Raw genomic sequence first — 20,254 nt, forward strand, 5'->3', positions numbered from 1 at the left:
GACCGAGAAAAGTTTCGGGAAACATGGTAGTGGCCGAGATTTCCGTCCTTCCCTTGGGAACGGGGAGTCCCTCCCTCAGTGATTACGTGGCCAAAGCCGTGGAAGTGCTGAGGAAGAGGGGGCTCAAATATCAAGTAACGGCCATGGGCACCCTCGTGGAGGGAGAACTGGGTGAAATCCTAGAAGCCGTGAGGGAAATGCACGAGGCGGTGCTGGAAGCCGGGGCCCAGAGGGTGATCACCACCCTCAAGGTGGATGAGAGGAGGGACAAACCCCTCTCCCTCGAGGGCAAGGTGGAGGCCGTCAGGAAGAGGCTGGAGGAAGGTAGGACATGAAGATGGATTTGGAGTGTTTTCCCTGCCTCTTGAGGCAGGCAGTGGAAGCCGCCTGCCTAGCCACGGAAGAGGAAGGGAAGAGGAGAGAAGTGGTGAGGGAAGTCCTCAGGATTTTGAGGGAAGTATCTCCCGAGAGCTCTCCACCACAGGTCTGTTTGAAGGTGCACGAGGAAGTGAAGAGGATCACGGGTAACGCCGATCCCTACAGGGAGGTGAAGAGGAACTTCAACCTTCTCGCCAAGGAGATGTATCCGGAGCTCAGGAGGATGGTGGAAAACTCCCAAGACGGTTTCCTAACTGCCGTAAAGCTAGCCATAGCGGGAAACGTGATAGATGTGGGTCCAGGTATGGTTTTCGATCTCAGGAGGGTGGTCTCGGAGGTGATGGCCAAGGATTTCAAGACAAATCATGTGGAGTTCCTCAGGGAAGAGCTGAAGAAGAGCAAAACCGTGCTCTATCTTGCCGACAATGCGGGGGAGGTCCTCTTCGACAGGCTTCTGATAGAAACCCTCCAAAACAAGCATGTGATTTATGTGGTGAAAAAGGATCCCCTTCTCAACGATGCCTCCAGGGAAGATGCGGAGTTTGCGGGCATCCAAGAACTGGCGGAAATCTTGGAAATAGAACTCGATCCCGAAACCATCTACACCCCTTCTCAGGCAGAGTTCCTGAAGAAGGCGGAAGTGGTGGTGAGCAAGGGCCAGGGAAATTACGAGACCCTGGAAGGAACGGGAGCCAACCTCTTCTACCTCCTCATGATAAAGTGCCCCGTAGTAGCCAAGAGACTCGGGGGAAAGGTGGGAGACCTGGTGGTAAAGGGTGAGAGATTTGGGTGAAATCGATTCCGAGGAAATGGGGAGGTTGGATGAGGAGACGGAAAAGTTTGGAGTTCCCAGGCTTCTCCTGATGGAAAATGCGGGAAGCTCGGTAGCCAAGTTCATCCTCAGAACCTTTGGAAAGAGAAGGGTGCTCATCTTCTGCGGAACAGGAAACAATGGGGGAGATGGTTTGGTGGCGGCCAGGCATCTAGCCTCCTATGGTGTGAAGGTGGGAGTGGTGATGGTGGGGGATCCTTCCAAGATCAGGACCCCAGAGGCCCGTCTGAATTGGGAAGTGGTGAGGAAGATGGAAAGCGTGGAGAAGATCCTCCTGGAGGAGCTGGAGAAGAGGGAGGGAAAGGGGTGGGAAGTGATAGTGGATGCCATGCTCGGAACGGGAGTGAGGGGAAGCCTGAGGGAACCCTACCTTTCGGCCGTAAGATGGATCAATCGGTCCGGTCTTCCGGTGGTGGCCGTGGATACTCCCACAGGCCTCGACCCTTCCACGGGAGAGATATGCGGGGAGGCCGTAAAGGCCACCTTCACCCTGACCTTCCACAGGATGAAGAAGGGACTCCCCAAGGCCCCCCATTACACGGGTAACCTCTTGGTGGAGGGAATAGGTATCCCTCCTGAAGCGGAAAAAATGGCGCTGGGCTCCCTCCCCCCTCCTCCCTCCCCAGAACCCGCCTGCCTGGTGAGTGCCTGTTTGCTTGGTGTGAGATGCAGGTGGGACGGGAAGGAAAAGGAGGAGCCAAAGGTGAGGGGACTGGTGGGAAGAAGGATGATGGTTCCCATCTGTCCGGAGGTGCTGGGAGGATTGGGTATTCCCAGAGAACCCATGAAGTTGACCGGGAAGGGTGAAGAGGTGTGGGAGGGAAAGGCCAAGGTCCTGACGGAGGGGGGAAGGGATGTGACGGAGGAAATGAAGAGGGGGGCAAAGGAAGTTCTGAAGGTAGCCGAGATCCTGGGGATAAGGGAGGCACTGCTGAAGGAAAGGAGTCCCTCCTGCGGTAGGGAGGGTGTGACGGCCACCCTCCTCCGGAGGGAAGGTTTCCTCCTGAGGTGGGAGGATGAACTTTGACATCGTCGTGGTGGGTGGAAGCTCCAGCGGGATAGCCGCTGCCCTCACCGCCGCCCGCAGACATCCGGATAAAAACATTGCCGTCGTGAGGAGGGAGGAAAAGGCTCTTGTTCCCTGTTCCCTCCCCTATCTCTTCCACACCCTTGACTCCCCCCTCAAGGCCCTCATCTCCGATGAGGTCCTCTCGAAGGTTGGGGTGGAGCTCCTGATCGCCGAGGTCACTTCCCTGAAGAGGGAGGAACAAAAACTCCTAACCTCGGAGGGGGAAGTGAGGTACCAGCGCCTCATTTTGGCCACGGGTTCCCTTCCCCTCCCTCCCCCCTTCCCCGGAGGGGAGAAGGAAAGGGTCTTCGTGATGAGGAAGGAACTGGAATACGTGGAGAAGATGAGGGCCTCCCTCCGGAAGGCGGGGGAAGTGGTAATCGTGGGGGGAGGCTTCGTGGGAGTGGAGCTGGCGGAAGAATTGGCCAAAGCTGGGAAAAAAGTGAAAGTGGTGGAGCTCCTGCCCCGCTGTCTTTCCTCGGGCTTCGATGAAGAGGTGAGCATGGAAGTGGAGAGGGTCTTGAGGGAAAGGGGGGTAGAGATCCTCACGGGAAAAAGGGTGAAAGAGGTGATGGGAAAGGAAGAGGCCGAAGGAGTAAGGCTGGAGAGCGGGGAGGAACTATCCGCCGACATGGTGGTGGTTTCCACCGGTCTCTCCCCTGAAGTAAAACTGGCGAGGGAAGGTGGATTGGTCCTCGGCCCCACGGGTGGAATCGCGGTGGACGAATACCAACGTACCTCCGATCCCCACATCCTCGCCTGTGGGGACTGCGCGGAGAAGAGGTCTTTTTTTACCGGTAAACCCGTTAAACTCATGCTCGCCTCCATCGGGGCCTTGGAGGGGAGAATTGCCGGCTCCAACCCCTTCCATAACCGAAGGAAAAATCCTGGGGTGATAGGAACTTTCCTGACCACGGTGGGTGAAACCGTCTTTGCCTCCACGGGTTTGACGGAAGAAATGGCAAAAAGGGAGGGCTTCCGTGTCCTGGTGGGAAGGGCCTCTTCCTCCACCAGACATCCCAAACATCTTCCCGGGGCCTCCACCCTGAAGGTCAAGCTAGTGTGCGAAGAAGGAACAGGTCTGCTCCTCGGAGGACAGGTGGTGGGGGGGAGGGAAACGGCGGAACTCATCAACCTCCTCGGCGCCTACCTTCTCCAAAGGGCCAAGGTGGAAGATCTCTCCCTCCTCCAGCACGGCACCCATCCCCTCCTCACCCCCTCTCCCGTAGCCCATTCCCTCCACCAGGCCGCGGAAGAGGTGATGGATAGAATGCATTTTTAGAAGGGGAGGAAGAGTTCTACTCGATGGAACCCATCTTGGAAGTTAGGGGACTCAGGGCGGTAGTGGATGGAAGGGCGGTACTCAGGGGAGTGGATTTAACCATACCGAAGGGGGAAATCCATGCCCTGCTCGGACCCAACGCTTCGGGTAAGTCCTCCTTGGCCCAAATCCTGCTTGGCATGCCCACTTTCCAGGTGGTTTCTGGAACGATAAGGTTCAAGGGAAGGGAAGTGACCCATGAGCCCATGGAAGAAAGGGTGAAGATGGGGATGGCCCTGATGTTCCAGAATCCACCCGTGGTGAGGGGGGTGAAACTCGGAGACATCCTTAGGATCCTGAGCAAAAAAACGGGAAACACCCACATAGCTAGGCTCGCCTCCCAGCTGCAGGTTGGGGAGGAACTCCTCCATCGAGACCTCAACTACGGCTTCTCCGGTGGGGAAAGGAAAAAGGCTGAGGCCCTCCAGGTGCTGGCCATGAACCCGGATTTCCTCATCCTCGACGAACCGGATTCGGGGGTGGATGTGGAGAACCTGGAGCTCATGGGAAGGGAACTCTCCAAGGCCCTGGAGGGAAAGTCCGCCCTCGTGATCACCCATACCAGCTATATCTTGAAGTACCTCAAACCAACGCAGGCCCACGTGATGATAGAGGGAAGGATTGCCTGCCACGGAGATCCAGAAAAAATCCTGGAAACCATCCAAAGCAAGGGATACGAGTGGTGTAAGAGATGTCCGTCCGCGATGAGGAGCTGAGGGAAGCCCTCAGGAAACCTTCCCCTTACGGACCCGATTTGGATCTCTCCTCTTATCTCGTGGAAGCTGGAGAACCGGAAAAACCGGGGGAAGAGGTTTCTTCCGTGGGGGTAGACCCCAGGGGGGAAGGGAGGGCGGGAAGTTTCATACAGGTGGATCACTCCACCCTCTACGCCCAGATCCACAGGATGTACGAGGATAGCTTGGAGATTCTGAGCTTCGAGGAAGCCCTGAGGAGGCACGACTGGCTCCAAGAGTACGTGTGGAAGGCCGTGAGCCCCACGGCGGACAAGTACACCGCCTTCACCGCCTTGAAGGGAAAGGGGGGATACTTCATACGGGTGCTGGAGGGAAAAGAGGTGGTGCTACCCCTTCAGGCCTGTCTTTACCTCCGCACCAAGAACCTGCTACAGGCCGTCCACAACATCATCCTCATGGAAAGGGACTCCTCCGCCCAGCTCCTCACGGGCTGCCTCACCCATCCTCAGGTCGAGAGGGGCTTTCACATAGGAGTCTCCGAGTTCTACTTGAAAAGGGGATCCAAGCTCACCTTTACCATGGTCCACAACTGGGGACCAAAAGTAGATGTGAGACCAAGGACGGGGGTGATAATGGAGGATGAGAGTACCTTCGTGAGCAACTACATTTGCCTCACTCCCGTAGCCTCCCTTCAGGCCTTCCCCAGGGTGAGGATGATGGGAAAAAAAGCCTCCGCCTCCCTCAACTCCATCGTTTACGGAAGGGGAACTTCCCTGTACGACTTGGGTGGATGGATAGAGATGATAGGGTCTTCCAACAAAGGAGAAATTCTGGGAAGAACGGTCACGGCAGAGGAGGCCAAGGTGGTGATGAGGGCCAGGCTCACCAGCTTGGGAGGAGACAATGTGGGGCATGTAGAGTGCAACGGACTCATGCTTTCACCCCAGTCGGAGATCTCCGCCACTCCGGAGCTCGTCTCCAAGAGTTCCACTTCCACCCTCACCCACGAAGCCGCGGTGGGAAAGCTCAACGAAGAACAGGTGCTCTACCTCATGTCGAGGGGGCTGGAAAGGAAGGAAGCGGAGGATCTCCTCATCAGGGGCTTTCTGGACGTGAGGATCCTTAAGCTTCCCGAGTTCCTCCAGCAACAGGTGGAACGCATCGTCCAGCTGGCCATGGGAAGGGGGCTGTAGCCCATGAAGGTAAGGGTCAGGTTCGAGGGAAGGGAGAGGGAGATGGAGGTAAAAGAAGGAACAACCGTGGAGGAGCTTCTGGAGAGGTTGGGATACGACAGGGAGAGCGTGCTGGTCAGGAAAGGGAAAAAGCTGGTCGTGGAGGAGGAGGAGCTTTCCGAAGGGGATGAGCTGGAAATCATCAGGGTGGTCACGGGGGGCTGAGGACGCCACGCTGCACCCTCTGCGGACGCTCTGCCGTTTATCACAGGAGGTACGCGGGGGTTTTCCTCTGTGACAGGTGCTTCGTGAGGAGCGTGGAGGGGAGGTTCAGGAGGGCGGTTTACGAGGGGAGGATGGCCCTTCCCGGGGAAAGAATAGGAGTGGCCGTTTCAGGAGGAAAAGACAGTGTCTCCCTCCTCTATCTCATGACCGAGCTGGGGAGGATGAAGAAGTTCAGGGTGGTGGCACTCTCGGTGGATGAGGGGATAGGAGGATACAGGGAAGAATCCCTTCTCTGCGCGAGGGAGGCTTCCTCTTCCCTGGGGGTGGAGCACAGGATCCTGAGCTTCAGGGAGAGCTTCGGGGCCACGCTGGACGAAATGGTGGAACTGGCTGAGGAAAGGAAAACTGGACTCGACCCCTGCACTTACTGCGGGGTGATGAGGAGATACCTGCTGAACAAGATGGCCAGGGAAGCCGGGGTGACGAGGGTGGCCACGGGACACAACCTCGACGATGAAGTGCAGACCATCCTCCTCAACTACCTCAGGGGTGACCTCTCCAGGCTCCTCAGGTTGGGGCCAGCCTATTCCTCTAGGGAGGGTTTTGTTCCAAGGGTTAAGCCGCTGAGGGAGATTCCGGAAAGGGAGGTGGCCGCGTATGCCCTCCTTCGTGGACTCAAAGTCCATCTGGGACAATGCCCCTACGCGAGGGGAATCCACGCGGAGGTGAGGGATTTCCTGAACAGGCTCGAGAGCAGGCACCCGAACTGCAAGTTCGGGATTCTCAGGACCTTCGAGAAGTTGAAGGCAAGCATGATCGGGGATAAACCGGAAGTGGAACTGGGGGAATGCGAGGTGTGTGGGGAACCCACGCCAGCGAAGGTATGTAGGACCTGCGAGTTGCTGAGGGGACTGGGACTGAGATGATGAGACTGAATGAGTTAAAAATGGGATGGGAGAGGAGGAAGGATGTTTGCCCAGGAAAGATGGAGCTGGGAAAACTGTAAGGAAGAGCTGAGGAGATTGAAGGGGAGAATGGGCTTCGGGGAAGAGATAAGGTTCCTAGGACTTCGCCTCTCCCTTGAGGACGGAACCATCTACGACGAGCTCAGGGGCCGTCCCTATCCCAGGGGACAGTTGAGGTGGGAGAGGATCTACTGCTTTCTAACCTACTACAGCAAGGCCGAACCCGTACCTGAAACCTCCAAACTCATCACCTCCAAGCAGCTGAAGGGGGGAGAGTATTGTCCGGACATGACCATCGAACGCTGCAAATCCCTCCTCTTGGAGAGGTTCGGCTCAAGGGGGGAAGAACTGGTGAAGGCGGCAAAAATCTTGGGTGGATCGGAAGTAAAGGTGGGATACGGGGATTATGCGGTGAGGATCAGATCCCTTCCCCTCGTTCCCGTCACCATCGTGCTCACGCTGGGAGATGAAGAGTTTCCCGCCTCGGTGGAGATCCTCTTCGACGAATCCGTCTCCAGCTATCTGGGGGCGGAGCAGGTCGGGATGCTCGCGGGAATTACCGTCGAGAGGTTGAGAGATGCGGGCGAACTCTTGAATCTTTAGGGTCTCCTCAGCCTCCTGCAGGTCTCCCAGGATTTCCTGGCGAAAGGGGGCAGTTCCCCATGTTCCTCCACCCACCTTCGGAGGAAGCTGACGGTCAGGGGATCATGGCTATAGCCTGAGCCCACTTCCCCGTACTTCTTCTTGAGCTCGGCCAGCCTCGCATCCCTCCTCACCTTCGCCAGGATGGAAGCCGCCCCCACCACCGTGTACTTCCTGTCCGCGGAGTTCTCTACCTTCAGTTCCACTTCTATCCTCAGATACCTTTCAAGTCTTTTCCGGAAGAGCTCGGGATTGGGATCGGGTGAGTCCACATATGCCACCTCTGGCTTCAACTCGTTCAGGATGCGGGCGAACTCCCTGGCCTCCAGTTCGTTGAGGTTCATCCCCTTTTGTAGGGAAGCATCTATCTCGGCTGGCTGGAGTTCCACCAACCTCACCTTCTTACACAGGGAGAGGATGAGGGGGGCCAGCCTTTCCCTTCTGGCTGGGGAGAGGAGTTTGGAGTCCCTCACACCCATCCCTTTCATCTCCTCCAGAACCCCTTCCTCCACCACCAAGCCGCAGAGGACCATCGGACCCAGCACGGGACCCCTTCCAGCCTCGTCCAATCCGGCCACTTCCACGGGAAAAGGAGGGAGGGAGAAGGCTAAATCCTTCCCTTCCGAACCTCGAGGATGAAGAATTTCCTCCTCACGGGAAGACCCGGGAGTGGGAAGAGTACGGTGATAAGCAAAACGGTTTCCCTCCTGAGGGAAAAGGGGGTGAAGGTGGGAGGAATCTATTGTCCGGAAGTGAGGGAGGGTGGAAAGAGGGTGGGTTTTGAAATAAGGGATTTGATGACCGGAGAAAGGGGTATCCTCGCCCACGTGGACCTACAAACCGAACCTCACGTGGGAAAGTATGGAGTGAACCTCGAGACCTTGGAGAGGATGGGAAGGGAAGGGATAAGGAGGGCCCTGGAAGGGGCGGAGGTGGTGGTGGTGGACGAAATAGGTCCCATGGAAGTACTAAGCAAGGGGTTCAGGGAAGCCGTGCTCCAAGCCCTTTCCTCCCCCCTTCCCGTCTTGGCCGCGGTACACTTCAAAACCCAGGGGGGCTTCATAGGGGAGGTGAAGAAGAGAAAGGACGTGAAGCTCCTGGAGGTTTCCCCCTCCAATCTTTCTTCCCTCCCTTCTCTCCTAGCCGGGGAAATCCTCGGGCTGGTAAGGGCTAAAGGCTGAAGCTCCCATCCCCATCGATGCTCTACCTCCTGAGGTACGGTGAACTGGCCCTTAAGTCCGAACCAGTGAGGAAGAGATGGGAGGAAAGTCTGATCAGACAACTCAAGGCCCTTCCCGGGGTGGAGGAGGTGAGGAGGGAGAGGGGAAGGATATGGGTGGAAGGAGAAGTCCCCGAGGAAAAACTGAAGAAGGTCTTCGGGATAGTTTCCTTTTCTCCATGCGAGAAATGCGGGCTGGGAGAATTGGAAGAAAGGGTGGTGGAGTTTTGTAGGAGGGAAGGTTTTGGAGAGGGGGGAACCTTTGCGGTGAGGGTGAAGAGAACGGGGGACCATCCCTTCACCTCCCCCCAGAAGGCTGCCGAACTGGGCTCCCTCCTCCAGCGAACCTTTGGGCTCAAGGTGGATCTGGAACATCCGACGAGGGAGCTCTTCGTGGAGATAAGGGGGGAGGAATGCTTCCTCTTCACAAAGGTGATAAGGGGCGCGGGGGGAATCCCGCTGGGGGTGGAGGGGAAAGTGGTTTCCCTCTTCTCGGGAGGAATAGACTCGCCCGTAGCCTCCTGGATGGTGATGAAGAGGGGATGTGAGGTCCTTCCCCTTTACTTCGATTCCCATCCCTTCATCCCCCGCGGAGCGAGGGAGAAGGCTGAAAGGGTGGTGAGGATTCTCTCCGAATACCAGCCCGGATTGGAGTTGGAGGTGAGGGAACATGGGGAGTTCCTCCAGAGGGCGAGGGAATTCCTCTGGAGGAGGGGGGAGGAGGGGTACCTCTGTCTCCTGTGCAAGAGGAGGATGTACAGGGTGGGGGAGGAAGTGGCCAGGGAAAGGGGTGCCTTGGCACTGGTGACGGGGGAAAGCCTGGGACAGGTGGCCTCCCAAACACTGGGGAACCTCAGGGTGCTCGAGGAGGCCTGTTCCCTGCCCGTTCTGAGGCCGCTCATAGGTTTTGACAAGGTGGAGATCGAGGAACTGGCGAGGAAAATAGGGACCTGGGAAGAATCCTCCAGGGAGGTGGGAAAGTGTGGTGCGGTGCCCCGCCATCCCGTAACCATGGCCAGCCTTGAAAAGGTAAAGAGACTCGAGGAAGAACTGGAAAAGGAATGAGCCATCTCCCCTTCCTCGCCTCCCTCTCGATAGTCCTCCTGACCGAATTGGGGGACAAGACCCAACTGGCCGTCATCGCCCTTTCCACCCGCTACGGACGCCTGGCGGTCTTTTCCGGTTCCCTTCTCGCCGTCTGCCTGGTGGATGGGCTGGGTATCCTGGCGGGTACGGCCTCGGGTACCATCCTACCGGGGAAGATCCCCTCCCTCCTAGCCTCCTTTCTCTTCTTGACCTTTGGCTTCTGGATCCTCCTCCGAAAGGAGGAGGGGGAAAGGCTCAAGGCGGGAGGATCGGCCTTCCTTTCCTCCTTCCTCCTGATCTCCCTCATGGAAGTGGGGGACAAAACCCAGATCTCCACCTTCGCCCTTTCGGTGGAATATCGAGAACCCCTCTGGATCCTCCTCGGGACCATGATAGCTTATTCCCTCTTGATGGGGGTGGGTGTAACGATTGGAAGTTATTTGGGAAGGCGTTTGCCCGAAAGAATCCTGAGGAAGGCTTCGGCAGCCCTCTTCCTGCTCTTGGGTTTCTTGCTCCTCCTCAGAACCCTGGGGTAACAAGGTTAAAGGGGGGAAAGAGGAAAAAAGGAGATGCCTCGGGCCCTTCTGATCGTGGACATGCTGAACGATTTCGTCACGGGGAAGTTCGGTTTTCAGGGGGCCAAAAGAATCGTTCCCAGGCTGAAGGAATTCCTGGAAGAATGGAGGAAAGGGGGGGAGCCCGTGATTTATGTCTGTGATTCCCACCCGCCCGAGGATGGTGAATTCGCCCTCTGGGGTCCGCATGCGGTAAAGGGCACGGAAGGTGCAAGGGTGATCCCGGAGCTGGAACCCAAGCCTGGGGAGAAAATGGTGGAGAAGAGGAGATACAGCGGTTTCTTCGAAACGGAACTGGAAAAGGTATTGAAGGAGAAGGGGGTGGAGGAGGTAGTGCTCACGGGAGTCCTCACGGACTTCTGCATCCTCCACACCGCCGCCGACGCCTTCTTCAGGGGTTACAGGGTTACCGTGTTGAGGGATTGCGTGGCTTCCACCAGCCAAAAGGCCCACCATTGGGCCCTGAAGTACATGAGAAAAGCCTACGGGGCTAGGATAACGAGTTCCAAGAAGCTCCTGGGGGGAAAGGGGTGAGACTCTTCCACATCGCCTCGGACGAGGAGATAAGGGCCGGAGAAACCACCGATGTCTACTTCAGGAGAACCATGCAGGTCCTGAGGGAGAAGGGACTGGAGCGGAAGAGGGTGGTGGCCGAAGTGACCACCCCTTCCCTTCCCAAGGGATGGGAATGGGGCATCCTCTGCGGGGTGGAAGAGGTGGCGAGGCTCTTCGAGGGAAGGGGGGTCAACCTCTTTTCCCTCCCCGAGGGAACCGTCTTCCATCCGGAAGACGTGAACGGGGTGAGGATACCCGTGATGGTGATCGAGGGACCCTACGGAGAATTCTGTGAGCTGGAAACCCCCCTCTTGGGACTCCTCTGCCAGGCTTCGGGAATAGCCACGATGGCTGGAAGGCTGAGGAAGCTCGTGGGGAATAAGCTCTTGATAGGGTTTGGGATAAGGAGGATCCATCCGGCCTTAGCTCCGATGGTGGATAGGGCTTCCTACATAGGGGGAATGGATGGGGTTTCGAGTTTGGCTGGAGCGAGGGCCATAGGAAAGGAACCCATGGGTACCATGCCCCATGCCCTCATCATCGTGATGGGGGATCAGGTGAGGGCCTGGAAGGCCTTCGATGAGGTCATCCCTCCCGAGGTCCCCAGGATAGCCCTGGTGGATACCTATTTCGACGAGAAGACCGAGGCCATCATGGCAGCGGAAGCCTTGGGGGAGAAGCTTTGGGGGGTGAGGCTCGACACCCCTTCCTCGAGGAGGGGCAACATGGCCTCCATCATCAAGGAAGTGAGGTGGGAGCTCGACGTGAGGGGATACTCCCACGTGAAAATCATCGTCTCGGGAGGCATCAACGAAGAGAACATAAGAGAACTCTCGAAGGCGGGGGCGGATGGCTTCGGGGTGGGGACCTCCCTGAGCAACGCCCCCACGATAGACTTTGCCCTCGACATCGTGGAGATGGAGGGAAAACCCGTGGCGAAGAGGGGAAAGCTGGGGGGAAGGAAGGAAGTGTGGAGGTGTGAGAAATGTTTGAGGGAAAAGGTCCTACCCTTTGGGAGGGGACCTCCCACCTGCCCTTCCTGTGGTTCCCCCTGCTCACCCCTCCTCCAACCCCTGATCTCTGAGGGGAAGATAACCCCCCTTCCCTCGGTGGAGGAGATAAGGAAAAGGGTGCTCGAACAGCTGGAGAAGCTGCCCCCCCTTTGAAGAAAAAACCAAATAGTTCCCCGGAGAGGTGAGGGGATGGAACTGGACGCACAGGAAGCCAAGCTCCTTCTCTTCTTGAAGGAGAAGGGGGAAGCCTGGCTGGAGGAAGTGGAAAGGGGAACGGGTCTCGACCCCTCCAGCCTGCTCAGGGCCCTCTCAACCCTTAACCGGAGGGGTTACCTCTCCGTCAAGGAAGAGAGATCCTTCCTCCTTTCGGCCACGGAGGAGGGAAGGAAGTACGGCAGGGAAGGGCTACCGGAGAGGAGGCTGCTCAGAAGCTTGGCGGAGGGGGAAAGGGGGGTGGAGGAACTTGGTGGCAAGGAAGAGATCACCATAGCGTTGGGATGGCTGAGGAAAAAGGGACTGGCCGAAGTAACGGGTGGAAAGGTCAGGCTCACCCAGAAGGGTCGGGAGGCCCTTTCCGGGGAATGGCCGGAGGAAGAACTCCTCCGAAGGCTTTCCGAAGGGATGCTCACCCTTTCCGAACTTCCCCCCCATGTCGAAACCCTGAAGAGAAGGGGGCTGGTGGAGGTAAGGGAAAAGGTCAGGAGACTCCTCTCCCTCACGGAGGAGGGGGGGAAGATAGCTACCCAAGTGAGGGTGCAGGAGGAGGTCACGGAACTCACCCACGAGATGTTGGTAACGGGGAAATGGAAGGAGGTGAAGTTCAAGAAATACGATCCCTCCGAAACCGTTCCCTCCCTCTATCCCGGAAAAATCCATCCCCAACAGAGGATCATCCAGGAGGTGAGGGAAATCCTGCTCGCCATGGGTTTCGTGGAGATAAAGGCAAGAGTCGTGGAATCGGAATTCTGGAACTTCGATGCCCTCTTCCAGGCACAGGACCATCCAGCCAGGGAGATCCACAGCAACTTTACCCTCTCCCGTCCCTCCATCACCAAGCTCCCACCCAGGGAACTCCTGAGGAAGGTGGCAAGGGCCCACGAAAGGGGGGTGGAAGGGTCCACCGGATGGGGCTACAGGTTCAATCCGGAGATAAGCAGGAGGGCCGTCCTCTGCTCCCAGACCACCGCCGCCACCGTGAGGTATCTCTCCACCCATCCCCATCCCCCGCTCAAGGTCTTCTGCATAGATAGGGTGTACAGGCACGAGAGGATAGACTACAAGCATCTGGCGGAGTTCTACCAGTGCGAAGGGATCGTGATGGACGAGGGGCTTACCTTCAGGGACATGCTCGGATACCTAAAGCTCATCCTCAACCAGCTGGGCTTCGAAGAAGTGAGGTTTCGCCCCGGTTACTTCCCCTTCACCGAACCCTCCGTGGAGGCTGAGGTCTACCACTCCAAGAGGGGGGAGTGGGTGGAGGTACTGGGGGCGGGGATGTTCAGACCCGAACTCCTGAGACCCCTCGGTGTGAAGCATCCCGTGCTCGCGTGGGGAATAGGACTCTCCAGGCTCGTGATGATGAAGCTGGGACTGGAAGACATAAGGGACCTCTTCTGTAACGACTTGGAAACCCTCTGGAAGTGGGGAATGGGGGGAAAGTAGATGCCCACCCTTTCCGTGAACTTGGAGGATTTCTATTCCCTGCTGGGGGAGAGAAGGGAGGGAAAGGAGCTTTGTGAGAACCTGGCCCTCATGGGGGTGGAGGCGGAACTGTCGGGGGAAGAACTCAGGATGGAAATCCTACACAACCGACCCGACCTCCTGAGTCCGGAAGGGGTGGCAAGGGCTCTGAAGGGTTTTCTGGGAAGGGAGAGGGGGCTGCCCTCCTATCACCTCTCCCGTTCCGGGATCGTCGTGAAGGTGGACAGGAGTGTGGGGAAGGTTAGACCCTTCATAGCCGCAGGGGTGGTGAGGGGAGTGAAACTCACCGAAAGGGTGCTGGTCTCCCTCATGCAGACCCAGGAGAAGCTCCATGAGTTCCTCGGAAGGAGGAGGAAGGGCTCCATAGGTGTATATGACCTGGACAAGGTAGAACCTCCCTTCACCTATACCACCGTTGGTCCGGAAGAGCTTTCCTTCGTTCCCCTCGATTTCAGGGAAAGCCTCACTCCCTCCCAGATCCTTAACCTCCACCCGAAGGGAAGGGAATATGGGTGGATCCTGGAGGGAAAGGAGAGGTATCCCATCCTCCTCGATTGCAGGGGAAGGGTCCTTTCTCTACCCCCGATCATCAACAGCGAGGAAACGAGGGTTACGGAAGCCACCACCAACCTCTTCATAGACGTCACGGGGGAGAAGGAAGAACTGGTACAACTCGGTCTGGTGCTCATGATGACCTCTCTGGCGGAGAGGGGCTTCGACCTCCAAACCGTCAGGATCCAGTATCCGAACAGGAAGTTGGAGACCCCTTCCCTGAAGCCGCGTAGGTTCGAACTGGAAGAGGATCGGGTAAGGGAAGTGCTGGGGCTGGACCTGAAGGCCGGAAGGATAGCGGGGATCCTCAGGAGGATGAGATACGGAGTGGAAGTGAAGGGAAAGCGCTTGGTCGTGCTCGCCCCACCCTTCAGGGCCGACCTCCTCCATCCGGTGGATCTGCTGGAGGACGTGGCCATAGGATACGGATACGATAGGATACCCCCCCGCGTGAAGGGGGTGAACACCGTGGGGAAGAAGGCGGAGGTGGAGAGGCTCTCGGATCTCGTGCGCTTGGTCATGGTGGGATTGGGTTTCACGGAAGTGATGACCTATACCCTCACCAATCCCAAGATGAACTTCGAAATGATGAGGACAAAGGGAGAAGCGGTGGAGGTGGGAAACCCCATCTCCGAAGAATTCACCATCCTCAGGACTTGGCTCCTCCCCTCCCTGCTGGCGGTGTTGCGCTCCAACAAAAAACATCCCCTCCCCCAGAGGATTTTCGAAGTGGGAAACGTGGTGTTGCTGGATGAGGGGGCGGAAACGGGGGCCAGGGAGGTGCGCAGGCTCGGTGCCTGTGTGATAGGGAAGGGGGCTGGATGGAACCTCATCAAGGCTGTGGCCGAGGCCCTCCTGAGGGAATTCGGCATCCTCCCCGAAATCAAGCCCCTGAACCATCCGAGCTTCCTAGAGGGGAGGGCGGCGGAGTTCTTTTGGAAGGGCAAGAGGCTTGGGATGGCGGGGGAGGTGCATCCGGAAGTGCTGCTGGCCTTCGAGCTGGAGCATCCGGTGGCTTCCCTGGAGCTCGACGTGGAAGCCTTGGCAGGAGATAAATAGGTGGAACCATAGAATGAATTTGGCCATGAAGGACTTTCCGCGGTCGAAAGGGCTGGCGGGATCCGTGAACGCCGGTGCATCGCCGCGGGTACACCGGAGCCACTGCCGGGAAAGCCGTACCATTTGGGTCCTCCCGCGAGTTCAGGGCGGGAACACCCTGCGATGAGCGGGTAGCCAACCCTGGTACGCAACACCGGCAGGCCCCGTCTTCCCACCACGAGGGTTAGCGGGTGGAGAGCGCCGGAAGGCGTACGAGGAAACCCGTGGTTAGTGTGTTGGGAAGCGGGGCACCTCTGAAAAGGCTAAGGGCGGAGAGACTTGGGAGGATCTCGTTCTCCAGGACATTATCCAGTTGCTGACGCACGGTGGAGAAGAGGGAGGAGGAAGAATAGTAAAGAATACTGACCACCCCCGCCACGGTGATGAGTACCGCTGCTAGGATGAGGAGGTATTCCAGCGCTCCCTGGGCCCTGTTCATCTTTCCTTTAGGTTTGCCAGGAGTATTAACTTACCGTGAGAAGGGTTTGCCAATTTCTTAATACTCCCCTCACCCTCTCTTCTCGATGGAGGAGGGGCAGGTGGGTCTGGAGTTCCTCATCATTTTCAGTAGCCTAATGGTGCTCCTGGCCGCCCTCACCCTTCCCCTGTACCAAGAGGCGAGGGACAAGGCACGGAAATTCTCCGTCCTCGCTGAGACAAGGGAAACTGCTGGGAAGATAGCGGCCGCCATAAACGCGGTATATGGAGCGGGACCGGGAGCGAGGACCCAGACAGAGGTTTGGTTCCCCAAAGAGGTGGTTGGAATCCAAATAGGTGGATACGGCAACCTGGATGTGGATGGACTCGTGGCTTCGGACGGGGAAATCCGGAAGAATGGGAGAGCGGATGTGAGGATTCTGCTCGATTTCGATGGAGATGGAAAGTGGGACAACAAATTGGGCTCCACCGTGGTGGTGGATACCCTTCTTCCCAGTAGATGGTGGGAAAATGGGGAAGAGAGGGGAGGAAGATGGGTGAGGGAAAATGGGGTTCACGTAGAGGAAAACTTCTTCCTTCTCCCTGGCATGAGGACCAAGCATAAACTCACCTTCACCTTCGTATACGACCCCTTCCATACCTATCCGCGCAGGATCTTACTCTTAGACGAGGTGATGGGATGAAGGGACAAACCTCGGTCGAATACCTGGTGCTCTTTTCCGCCATCTTGGTGCTGATAGCCACCTTCTCCTACTCTCTGCTCGGAACCTCCGAGAGGAAGGCCAAAGAGACCCTCTATCTTTCCCAGGCGGGATCCGCTTCCCAACTCATAGCCTCGGCCCTCGAGGGGGTGGTCTCGGAGGGAGAGGGGAGCGTGAGGACCATAACCGTGAAGTTCGACCAGCAATGGAACCTGAAGCTGAGGGAAAACGAGGTGAGGGTGGAGGTCCTGTGGGAAAAGGTGCTGGTGGCGGTGCGTCCTTGCAGGTACGGCTTCCAAGCCGAAGTATCCCGCCTCCAACCCGGGACCTATCCCGTGATCGTGGGATGGCCGGGAGATATGGAGAACCTCTGGCTGGAAAACGGAAGGATTTACCTGTACATAGAACCGAGGGAATGAGATGAGGGGTTTTTTCTCCCTTGATGCCATTTTCGCCCTGACCCTCCTGATGATCGTGTGTTCCTCCTTCCTCCACGTTTACCAGGCGAGGATGGAGGGTGCTAGGGAAGGAATAGAGGAACTGGAGATGAGGATGGCTGGGGAAGAGCTGGCGGGAGCCATCAACACCGTCTACTCCAACGGAGCTGGGTTGGAGCTCAAACTCATGCTTCAGGCGAGATCCTCCTTCACCCTGAGCTTCGATCCCTCCACGGGAAGGGTAGTGGTGAAGAAGGGTGGGAAGAGTCTGACGGTGGGAACGGTGTGTAACAACGTAGAGGCCTTTCTCCTCACACCCGAAAACTTGGAGAGACCCCTGAAAATCTACTGGAGGGAGAATCGGATAAGCGTGGTGAGTTCGTGAAGGGACAAGTAAGCCTGGAGGCACTGGTGCTTTTCGCCACCATCCTCTTGATCCTCTCCTCCCTCCTCTATCTGGGGGAAGGAACGAATGAGACCCAGCTCATCCTGGCCTCCGCTAGGGATGGGACCGAAAACGCCCTCTCGAGGCTTCAATGGGAATACGGGGGTACCGGTAGGATCAGGGAGGTGAAGATGGTGAGGGGAACGGTGAAGATCTCGGTGATGGTTTGGGGGATGAATTGTCCGGAGAACTTGGTGAAGGAAGAAGTGAGGAGGGATGCCCTAGGTTTCATGTGGAAGGCCGTGGGGGGAGTTTTTCCCTCCCTCACCCAGCCCCTTCGAACCTCGAGGGGAACCTACGACGTGGAGGTCTCGGTAGAAGTGGTGGGGAGATGAAGGAAAGGGGACAAGTTCTGACGTTGGACATGTTCCTCGCCCTCTCCCTCACCGCCTTGCTCTTGGGCTATTCCGGATTGGTAATGGAACACGTACAAACAAGGGCTCGGGAAGAAATCTCCCGATACTCTCTGGAGAGGATGGCTAACGATGCCGTGGAAGCTCTGGTGAAGACGAAGGGCCTCCCCGAGAACTGGGAAGATCAACCCTCCTCCCTCCAGGTGCCCGGATTGGCCGATAAACCCAACCTCCTCAACCTAAGGAAGCTGGTATACTTGAGGGAACTGTGCAGGTGGGAGAACTGGACCTCTTCGAGACCAGAAATAAAGGCGGTGGAAAGATTCTTCGGAGGTCAGAACTTCGAGGTAAGGGTCCTTTACAGGCAACTCCTCCTGAGGGCCAAAGTGGCAGGCTTGAACTCCACGCTCAATACTATCATCCAAGGGGTAAAGGTTTATTCGAGACTGGAGAACTTGGGAGCCCAGCTCAGGGTTAGGGTAAGGTTGGAGAAAAACAACCTGGTGAAAGAACAGGTGGCGCAAGGGAAAACCTTCTCGATGGTGGTCTCCCTCTATCCCCTCACGGTGGAGGTGGTGTCGGACGGAAAGACGGTTGGGGTTTGGTGTGAAGGGGTGATCTGGGACTTTTGGCCGGGATGGGACCTGGGAGGAAAACCCGGGGCAGAGAACTCGGTGGAAGTAACAGTGGCCAAGCGCTTCCTCGTCCTTCCTGCGGGAGAATTGAGAAACGCGGTGGAGAACCGCAGACATCATGCCAGGCCAGATCCCTACACTCTGCCCTTCCTCGTCCGACCCGGGGAGTTGGACTTTTTCGACTGGTATGTGGTGCTCTCACCTAGTTCCCCCAACAAGCCCGTCACAGACGTTTGGGTCAACCGCTCCAGCGGAAATCCTGATTACCACTTTCCGTGGGATACCCTCTTTGCCATCAGATCCCATGGACAGGACTATTCGAAGGTACCCCTCACCGAAACCGAAAACGGTGGAAATCCAAACAATTATCTGATCTTGAAGGTGACCGGGAACCCGGCCGAATACGTGGATGTGGCGATAGTGGCCGTTCCCCGTTGTTCTCCCCAAGAATTGTGTATACAGGCTGGAACCCTTCTTTCCGGTATCCTAGAGGTGAGGATTTGGAGATGAAGGATGGTGGTTTCATCTTCAGCCTGGATGCGTGCCTGGCGACGGTGGTGATGATGATCGCCGTGGCGGGCTTGGCCCATTTGGAGGTTGAGGGACCGGGACATGGTTACTTGAAGTTGGAGAGGTATGCACAGGACACTCTGAGCGTGATGGATGGAAGGGGAATAACAAGATACGTGATCGACAGCCTGAACAACCTCCAGTACGCCGAGGCTGCCAGAGCGGTGAGGGAGAACCTGCTCCTCCTCCTTCCCTCGACCGTGAACTTCAGATACGTGATAGGAACGGGGGAAAACCTCCTGTTGGAAGTCTACAAAGATAACGGGGAGAACTGGAGGGAAAGATGGGAAAATACGAGAGAAAGGGCCTTGGCCCTACACCTCACCTGCGAGTTCATACATACGGTGGAAAACCTGGACGTTCTGATATGGGCGGATGATCCCCAAGACCTTTGGTTCGCCTCCCAAGTGGTCAAACCTGGATGGACCTACAGGGTAGTCAGTAACGAAAACACCTTTGTGGCCTACTTGGAAAACAAAATAGAACCCAACTGGTATCCCGACGTGGTTTTCCTTCCCGACGTGAGTGTGTATTGGAGTGATGAGACCCTCCGCAAACTGGTGGATTACAACATGTTCAAGCTCATCGTGGGGGGTAGGGAGGTAGGGGGAGGGGTGGTGGCGGGAGGGGATACCCTCTGGTCCAACCGGAGGGACCCTTGGAGGAGATTCTTAGACATACCCATTTGGTTAAGTCCTTACGGGGAGTTCCTGCTGATATTCGGAATCTCCCCCAACCCCTTCTCCTCCGATCCGGGCATCCAAAGGGTGATAGGATCGGAATATTCCCCCTCCCAACGCACGATGGAACTGGTAGACCGCACCCATTACGTAACCACCGGTTTGCCCTTCCAAGACGTTCCTTACCAGGGTGACGATTACTACCAATACGTCTACTCCACCTCTTGGTTCCTCAACCCTTGGCTGAGAACACTGGGAAGATGGGAGAACTGGGAAAACGAAAACCTCACCTGGCCCGGCCTGTTGGTGAGGGAAGCCGTGGTAAACTTGGGAGTACCTTGGTTTGGAGGAATTACCTTTAGGTTCATGGAGAGGACCGTCCTCTTCAACGTCAGGATGGCCCAGAGCTCCTTCGACTACAGCTTCGACCACGTGGAGGCCCAGAGATGGATCGTGCTCGTTCAAAGGGCCATAGAGTGGGCCTCCAGACAAAAAGCCGAACTGCAACCCATCGTGCTCTATGTGTGGAGGGAGAGAAAATGAGGGAAGAAAGGGGATTCGTGCTCACTGGGATGGCCCTCCTCCTGATGCTCCCCTCCTTTCTTTTGGCCTCCTGCATGCTGGTGGTGATGGAAAGGGGGGAGGAGGGACTCTCCACCAAAGCCATAGCGGATAAGGTTTGGTTCACGGGTAGGGATGCGGAGAACTTGATACGTCAGATGCATCTCTACCGCATGCAGCTGGACAACACGATCCTGGGGGGAATAGCCAGGACCTACGAGAGATACACGGGGCTCCTCGTCAGCCTCAACCTGGAGAATTCTCTCGTGAGGTTGGAAGTGAGGGATCCTGGGGGGACGGCGAAATACTCTTCCTGCTGGCAACTGGAGGGATAGG

25 protein-coding genes are annotated in these 20,254 nt (G+C 57.1%); 23 read left to right on the top strand and 2 right to left on the bottom strand.

All coding sequences use genetic code 11. The features are described 5' to 3' along the window. Nucleotides 1–23 precede the first annotated feature (23 nt). The 9 genes from QXG22_06645 (at nt 24) to QXG22_06685 (ending at nt 7,260) form a co-directional block, all read left to right on the top strand. Nucleotides 24–335, top strand: coding sequence for an MTH1187 family thiamine-binding protein (locus QXG22_06645; GenBank protein MEM0359659.1), 312 nt, complete (start codon nt 24–26; stop codon nt 333–335). Further along, complete coding sequence (locus QXG22_06650; GenBank protein MEM0359660.1) at nt 332–1,171, top strand: ARMT1-like domain-containing protein; 840 nt, start codon at nt 332–334, stop codon at nt 1,169–1,171. The genes QXG22_06645 and QXG22_06650 overlap by 4 nt, the downstream gene beginning before the upstream one ends. Next, entirely contained in the window at nt 1,155–2,237 is a 1,083-nt protein-coding gene (locus QXG22_06655; protein ID MEM0359661.1) for an NAD(P)H-hydrate epimerase, read from the top strand. Before QXG22_06650 ends, QXG22_06655 begins: the two co-directional genes overlap by 17 nt. Then, the gene (locus QXG22_06660; GenBank protein MEM0359662.1) at nt 2,227–3,561 is read left to right on the top strand and encodes an FAD-dependent oxidoreductase; all 1,335 of its coding nucleotides are present in this window, start codon (nt 2,227–2,229) and stop codon (nt 3,559–3,561) included. The genes QXG22_06655 and QXG22_06660 overlap by 11 nt, the downstream gene beginning before the upstream one ends. Nucleotides 3,562–3,584: 23 nt before the next feature. Then, a complete protein-coding gene (locus tag QXG22_06665) occupies nt 3,585–4,316 on the top strand; it encodes an ABC transporter ATP-binding protein (protein ID MEM0359663.1) in 732 nt (243 codons plus the stop codon). After that, nucleotides 4,292–5,488, top strand: a complete 1,197-nt coding sequence (locus tag QXG22_06670; protein MEM0359664.1) for a SufD family Fe-S cluster assembly protein — start codon at nt 4,292–4,294, stop codon at nt 5,486–5,488. The genes QXG22_06665 and QXG22_06670 overlap by 25 nt, the downstream gene beginning before the upstream one ends. 3 nt (nt 5,489–5,491) lie before the next feature. Further along, entirely contained in the window at nt 5,492–5,692 is a 201-nt protein-coding gene (locus QXG22_06675) for a MoaD/ThiS family protein (GenBank protein MEM0359665.1), read from the top strand. 83 nt (nt 5,693–5,775) lie between these two features. Beyond that, nucleotides 5,776–6,618, top strand: coding sequence for a TIGR00269 family protein (locus QXG22_06680; GenBank protein ID MEM0359666.1), 843 nt, complete (start codon nt 5,776–5,778; stop codon nt 6,616–6,618). A gap of 42 nt (nt 6,619–6,660) precedes the next feature. Then, on the top strand, nt 6,661–7,260 hold the full coding sequence (locus tag QXG22_06685; protein ID MEM0359667.1) for a DUF3786 domain-containing protein: 600 nt from the start codon (nt 6,661–6,663) through the stop codon (nt 7,258–7,260). On the opposite strand, the gene rnhB is transcribed toward QXG22_06685, so the two are convergent. Next, on the bottom strand, nt 7,257–7,883 hold the full coding sequence (rnhB, locus tag QXG22_06690) for a ribonuclease HII (GenBank protein ID MEM0359668.1): 627 nt from the start codon (nt 7,881–7,883) through the stop codon (nt 7,257–7,259). The two genes, QXG22_06685 and rnhB, sit on opposite strands and share 4 nt — an antisense overlap. A gap of 51 nt (nt 7,884–7,934) precedes the next feature. On the opposite strand from rnhB, the gene QXG22_06695 reads away from it, so the two are divergent. The 7 genes from QXG22_06695 to pheT are packed head-to-tail and all read left to right on the top strand — an operon-like array spanning nt 7,935 to nt 15,059. Continuing rightward, the gene (locus tag QXG22_06695; GenBank protein MEM0359669.1) at nt 7,935–8,480 is read left to right on the top strand and encodes an NTPase; all 546 of its coding nucleotides are present in this window, start codon (nt 7,935–7,937) and stop codon (nt 8,478–8,480) included. Nucleotides 8,481–8,497: 17 nt separating this feature from the next. Then, nucleotides 8,498–9,583: a tRNA uracil 4-sulfurtransferase ThiI gene (gene thiI, locus QXG22_06700; GenBank protein MEM0359670.1), complete on the top strand. Its 1,086-nt coding sequence runs from the start codon at nt 8,498–8,500 to the stop codon at nt 9,581–9,583. Then, on the top strand, nt 9,580–10,140 hold the full coding sequence (locus tag QXG22_06705) for a TMEM165/GDT1 family protein (protein MEM0359671.1): 561 nt from the start codon (nt 9,580–9,582) through the stop codon (nt 10,138–10,140). Before thiI ends, QXG22_06705 begins: the two co-directional genes overlap by 4 nt. A gap of 33 nt (nt 10,141–10,173) precedes the next feature. After that, a complete protein-coding gene (locus QXG22_06710; protein ID MEM0359672.1) occupies nt 10,174–10,713 on the top strand; it encodes an isochorismatase family cysteine hydrolase in 540 nt (179 codons plus the stop codon). Continuing rightward, nucleotides 10,710–11,900 carry a nicotinate phosphoribosyltransferase gene (locus QXG22_06715; protein MEM0359673.1) on the top strand — a complete coding sequence of 397 codons (1,191 nt, stop codon included), beginning with the start codon at nt 10,710–10,712 and terminating at the stop codon, nt 11,898–11,900. Before QXG22_06710 ends, QXG22_06715 begins: the two co-directional genes overlap by 4 nt. Before the next feature lie 36 nt (nt 11,901–11,936). Continuing rightward, the gene (locus tag QXG22_06720) at nt 11,937–13,409 is read left to right on the top strand and encodes a phenylalanine--tRNA ligase subunit alpha (protein MEM0359674.1); all 1,473 of its coding nucleotides are present in this window, start codon (nt 11,937–11,939) and stop codon (nt 13,407–13,409) included. Beyond that, nucleotides 13,410–15,059, top strand: coding sequence for a phenylalanine--tRNA ligase subunit beta (pheT, locus tag QXG22_06725; GenBank protein ID MEM0359675.1), 1,650 nt, complete (start codon nt 13,410–13,412; stop codon nt 15,057–15,059). Between the two features lie 223 nt (nt 15,060–15,282). Here pheT and QXG22_06730 read toward each other — a convergent pair whose 3' ends face one another. Continuing rightward, a complete protein-coding gene (locus QXG22_06730) occupies nt 15,283–15,537 on the bottom strand; it encodes a class III signal peptide-containing protein (protein ID MEM0359676.1) in 255 nt (84 codons plus the stop codon). 85 nt (nt 15,538–15,622) lie between these two features. Here QXG22_06730 and QXG22_06735 point away from each other — a divergent pair, with 85 nt between their 5' ends. Genes QXG22_06735 through QXG22_06765 form a run of 7 tightly spaced genes read left to right on the top strand, consistent with a single transcriptional unit; the run spans nt 15,623 to nt 20,253 of the window. Beyond that, nucleotides 15,623–16,219 carry a hypothetical protein gene (locus tag QXG22_06735; protein ID MEM0359677.1) on the top strand — a complete coding sequence of 199 codons (597 nt, stop codon included), beginning with the start codon at nt 15,623–15,625 and terminating at the stop codon, nt 16,217–16,219. Then, nucleotides 16,216–16,656, top strand: coding sequence for a class III signal peptide-containing protein (locus QXG22_06740; GenBank protein ID MEM0359678.1), 441 nt, complete (start codon nt 16,216–16,218; stop codon nt 16,654–16,656). Before QXG22_06735 ends, QXG22_06740 begins: the two co-directional genes overlap by 4 nt. 1 nt (nt 16,657) lies before the next feature. Beyond that, a complete protein-coding gene (locus tag QXG22_06745; protein ID MEM0359679.1) occupies nt 16,658–17,059 on the top strand; it encodes a hypothetical protein in 402 nt (133 codons plus the stop codon). Beyond that, a complete protein-coding gene (locus QXG22_06750) occupies nt 17,056–17,454 on the top strand; it encodes a hypothetical protein (GenBank protein ID MEM0359680.1) in 399 nt (132 codons plus the stop codon). Before QXG22_06745 ends, QXG22_06750 begins: the two co-directional genes overlap by 4 nt. Then, on the top strand, nt 17,451–18,617 hold the full coding sequence (locus tag QXG22_06755) for a hypothetical protein (protein ID MEM0359681.1): 1,167 nt from the start codon (nt 17,451–17,453) through the stop codon (nt 18,615–18,617). Before QXG22_06750 ends, QXG22_06755 begins: the two co-directional genes overlap by 4 nt. Further along, nucleotides 18,614–19,900 carry a hypothetical protein gene (locus QXG22_06760; protein MEM0359682.1) on the top strand — a complete coding sequence of 429 codons (1,287 nt, stop codon included), beginning with the start codon at nt 18,614–18,616 and terminating at the stop codon, nt 19,898–19,900. The genes QXG22_06755 and QXG22_06760 overlap by 4 nt, the downstream gene beginning before the upstream one ends. Next, nucleotides 19,882–20,253, top strand: coding sequence for a hypothetical protein (locus tag QXG22_06765; protein MEM0359683.1), 372 nt, complete (start codon nt 19,882–19,884; stop codon nt 20,251–20,253). The genes QXG22_06760 and QXG22_06765 overlap by 19 nt, the downstream gene beginning before the upstream one ends. Nucleotide 20,254: the final 1 nt, after the last annotated feature.

It is taken from the genome of Candidatus Hadarchaeales archaeon, assembly GCA_038736355.1.
Lineage (GTDB): Archaea > Hadarchaeota > Hadarchaeia > Hadarchaeales > WYZ-LMO6 > WYZ-LMO6.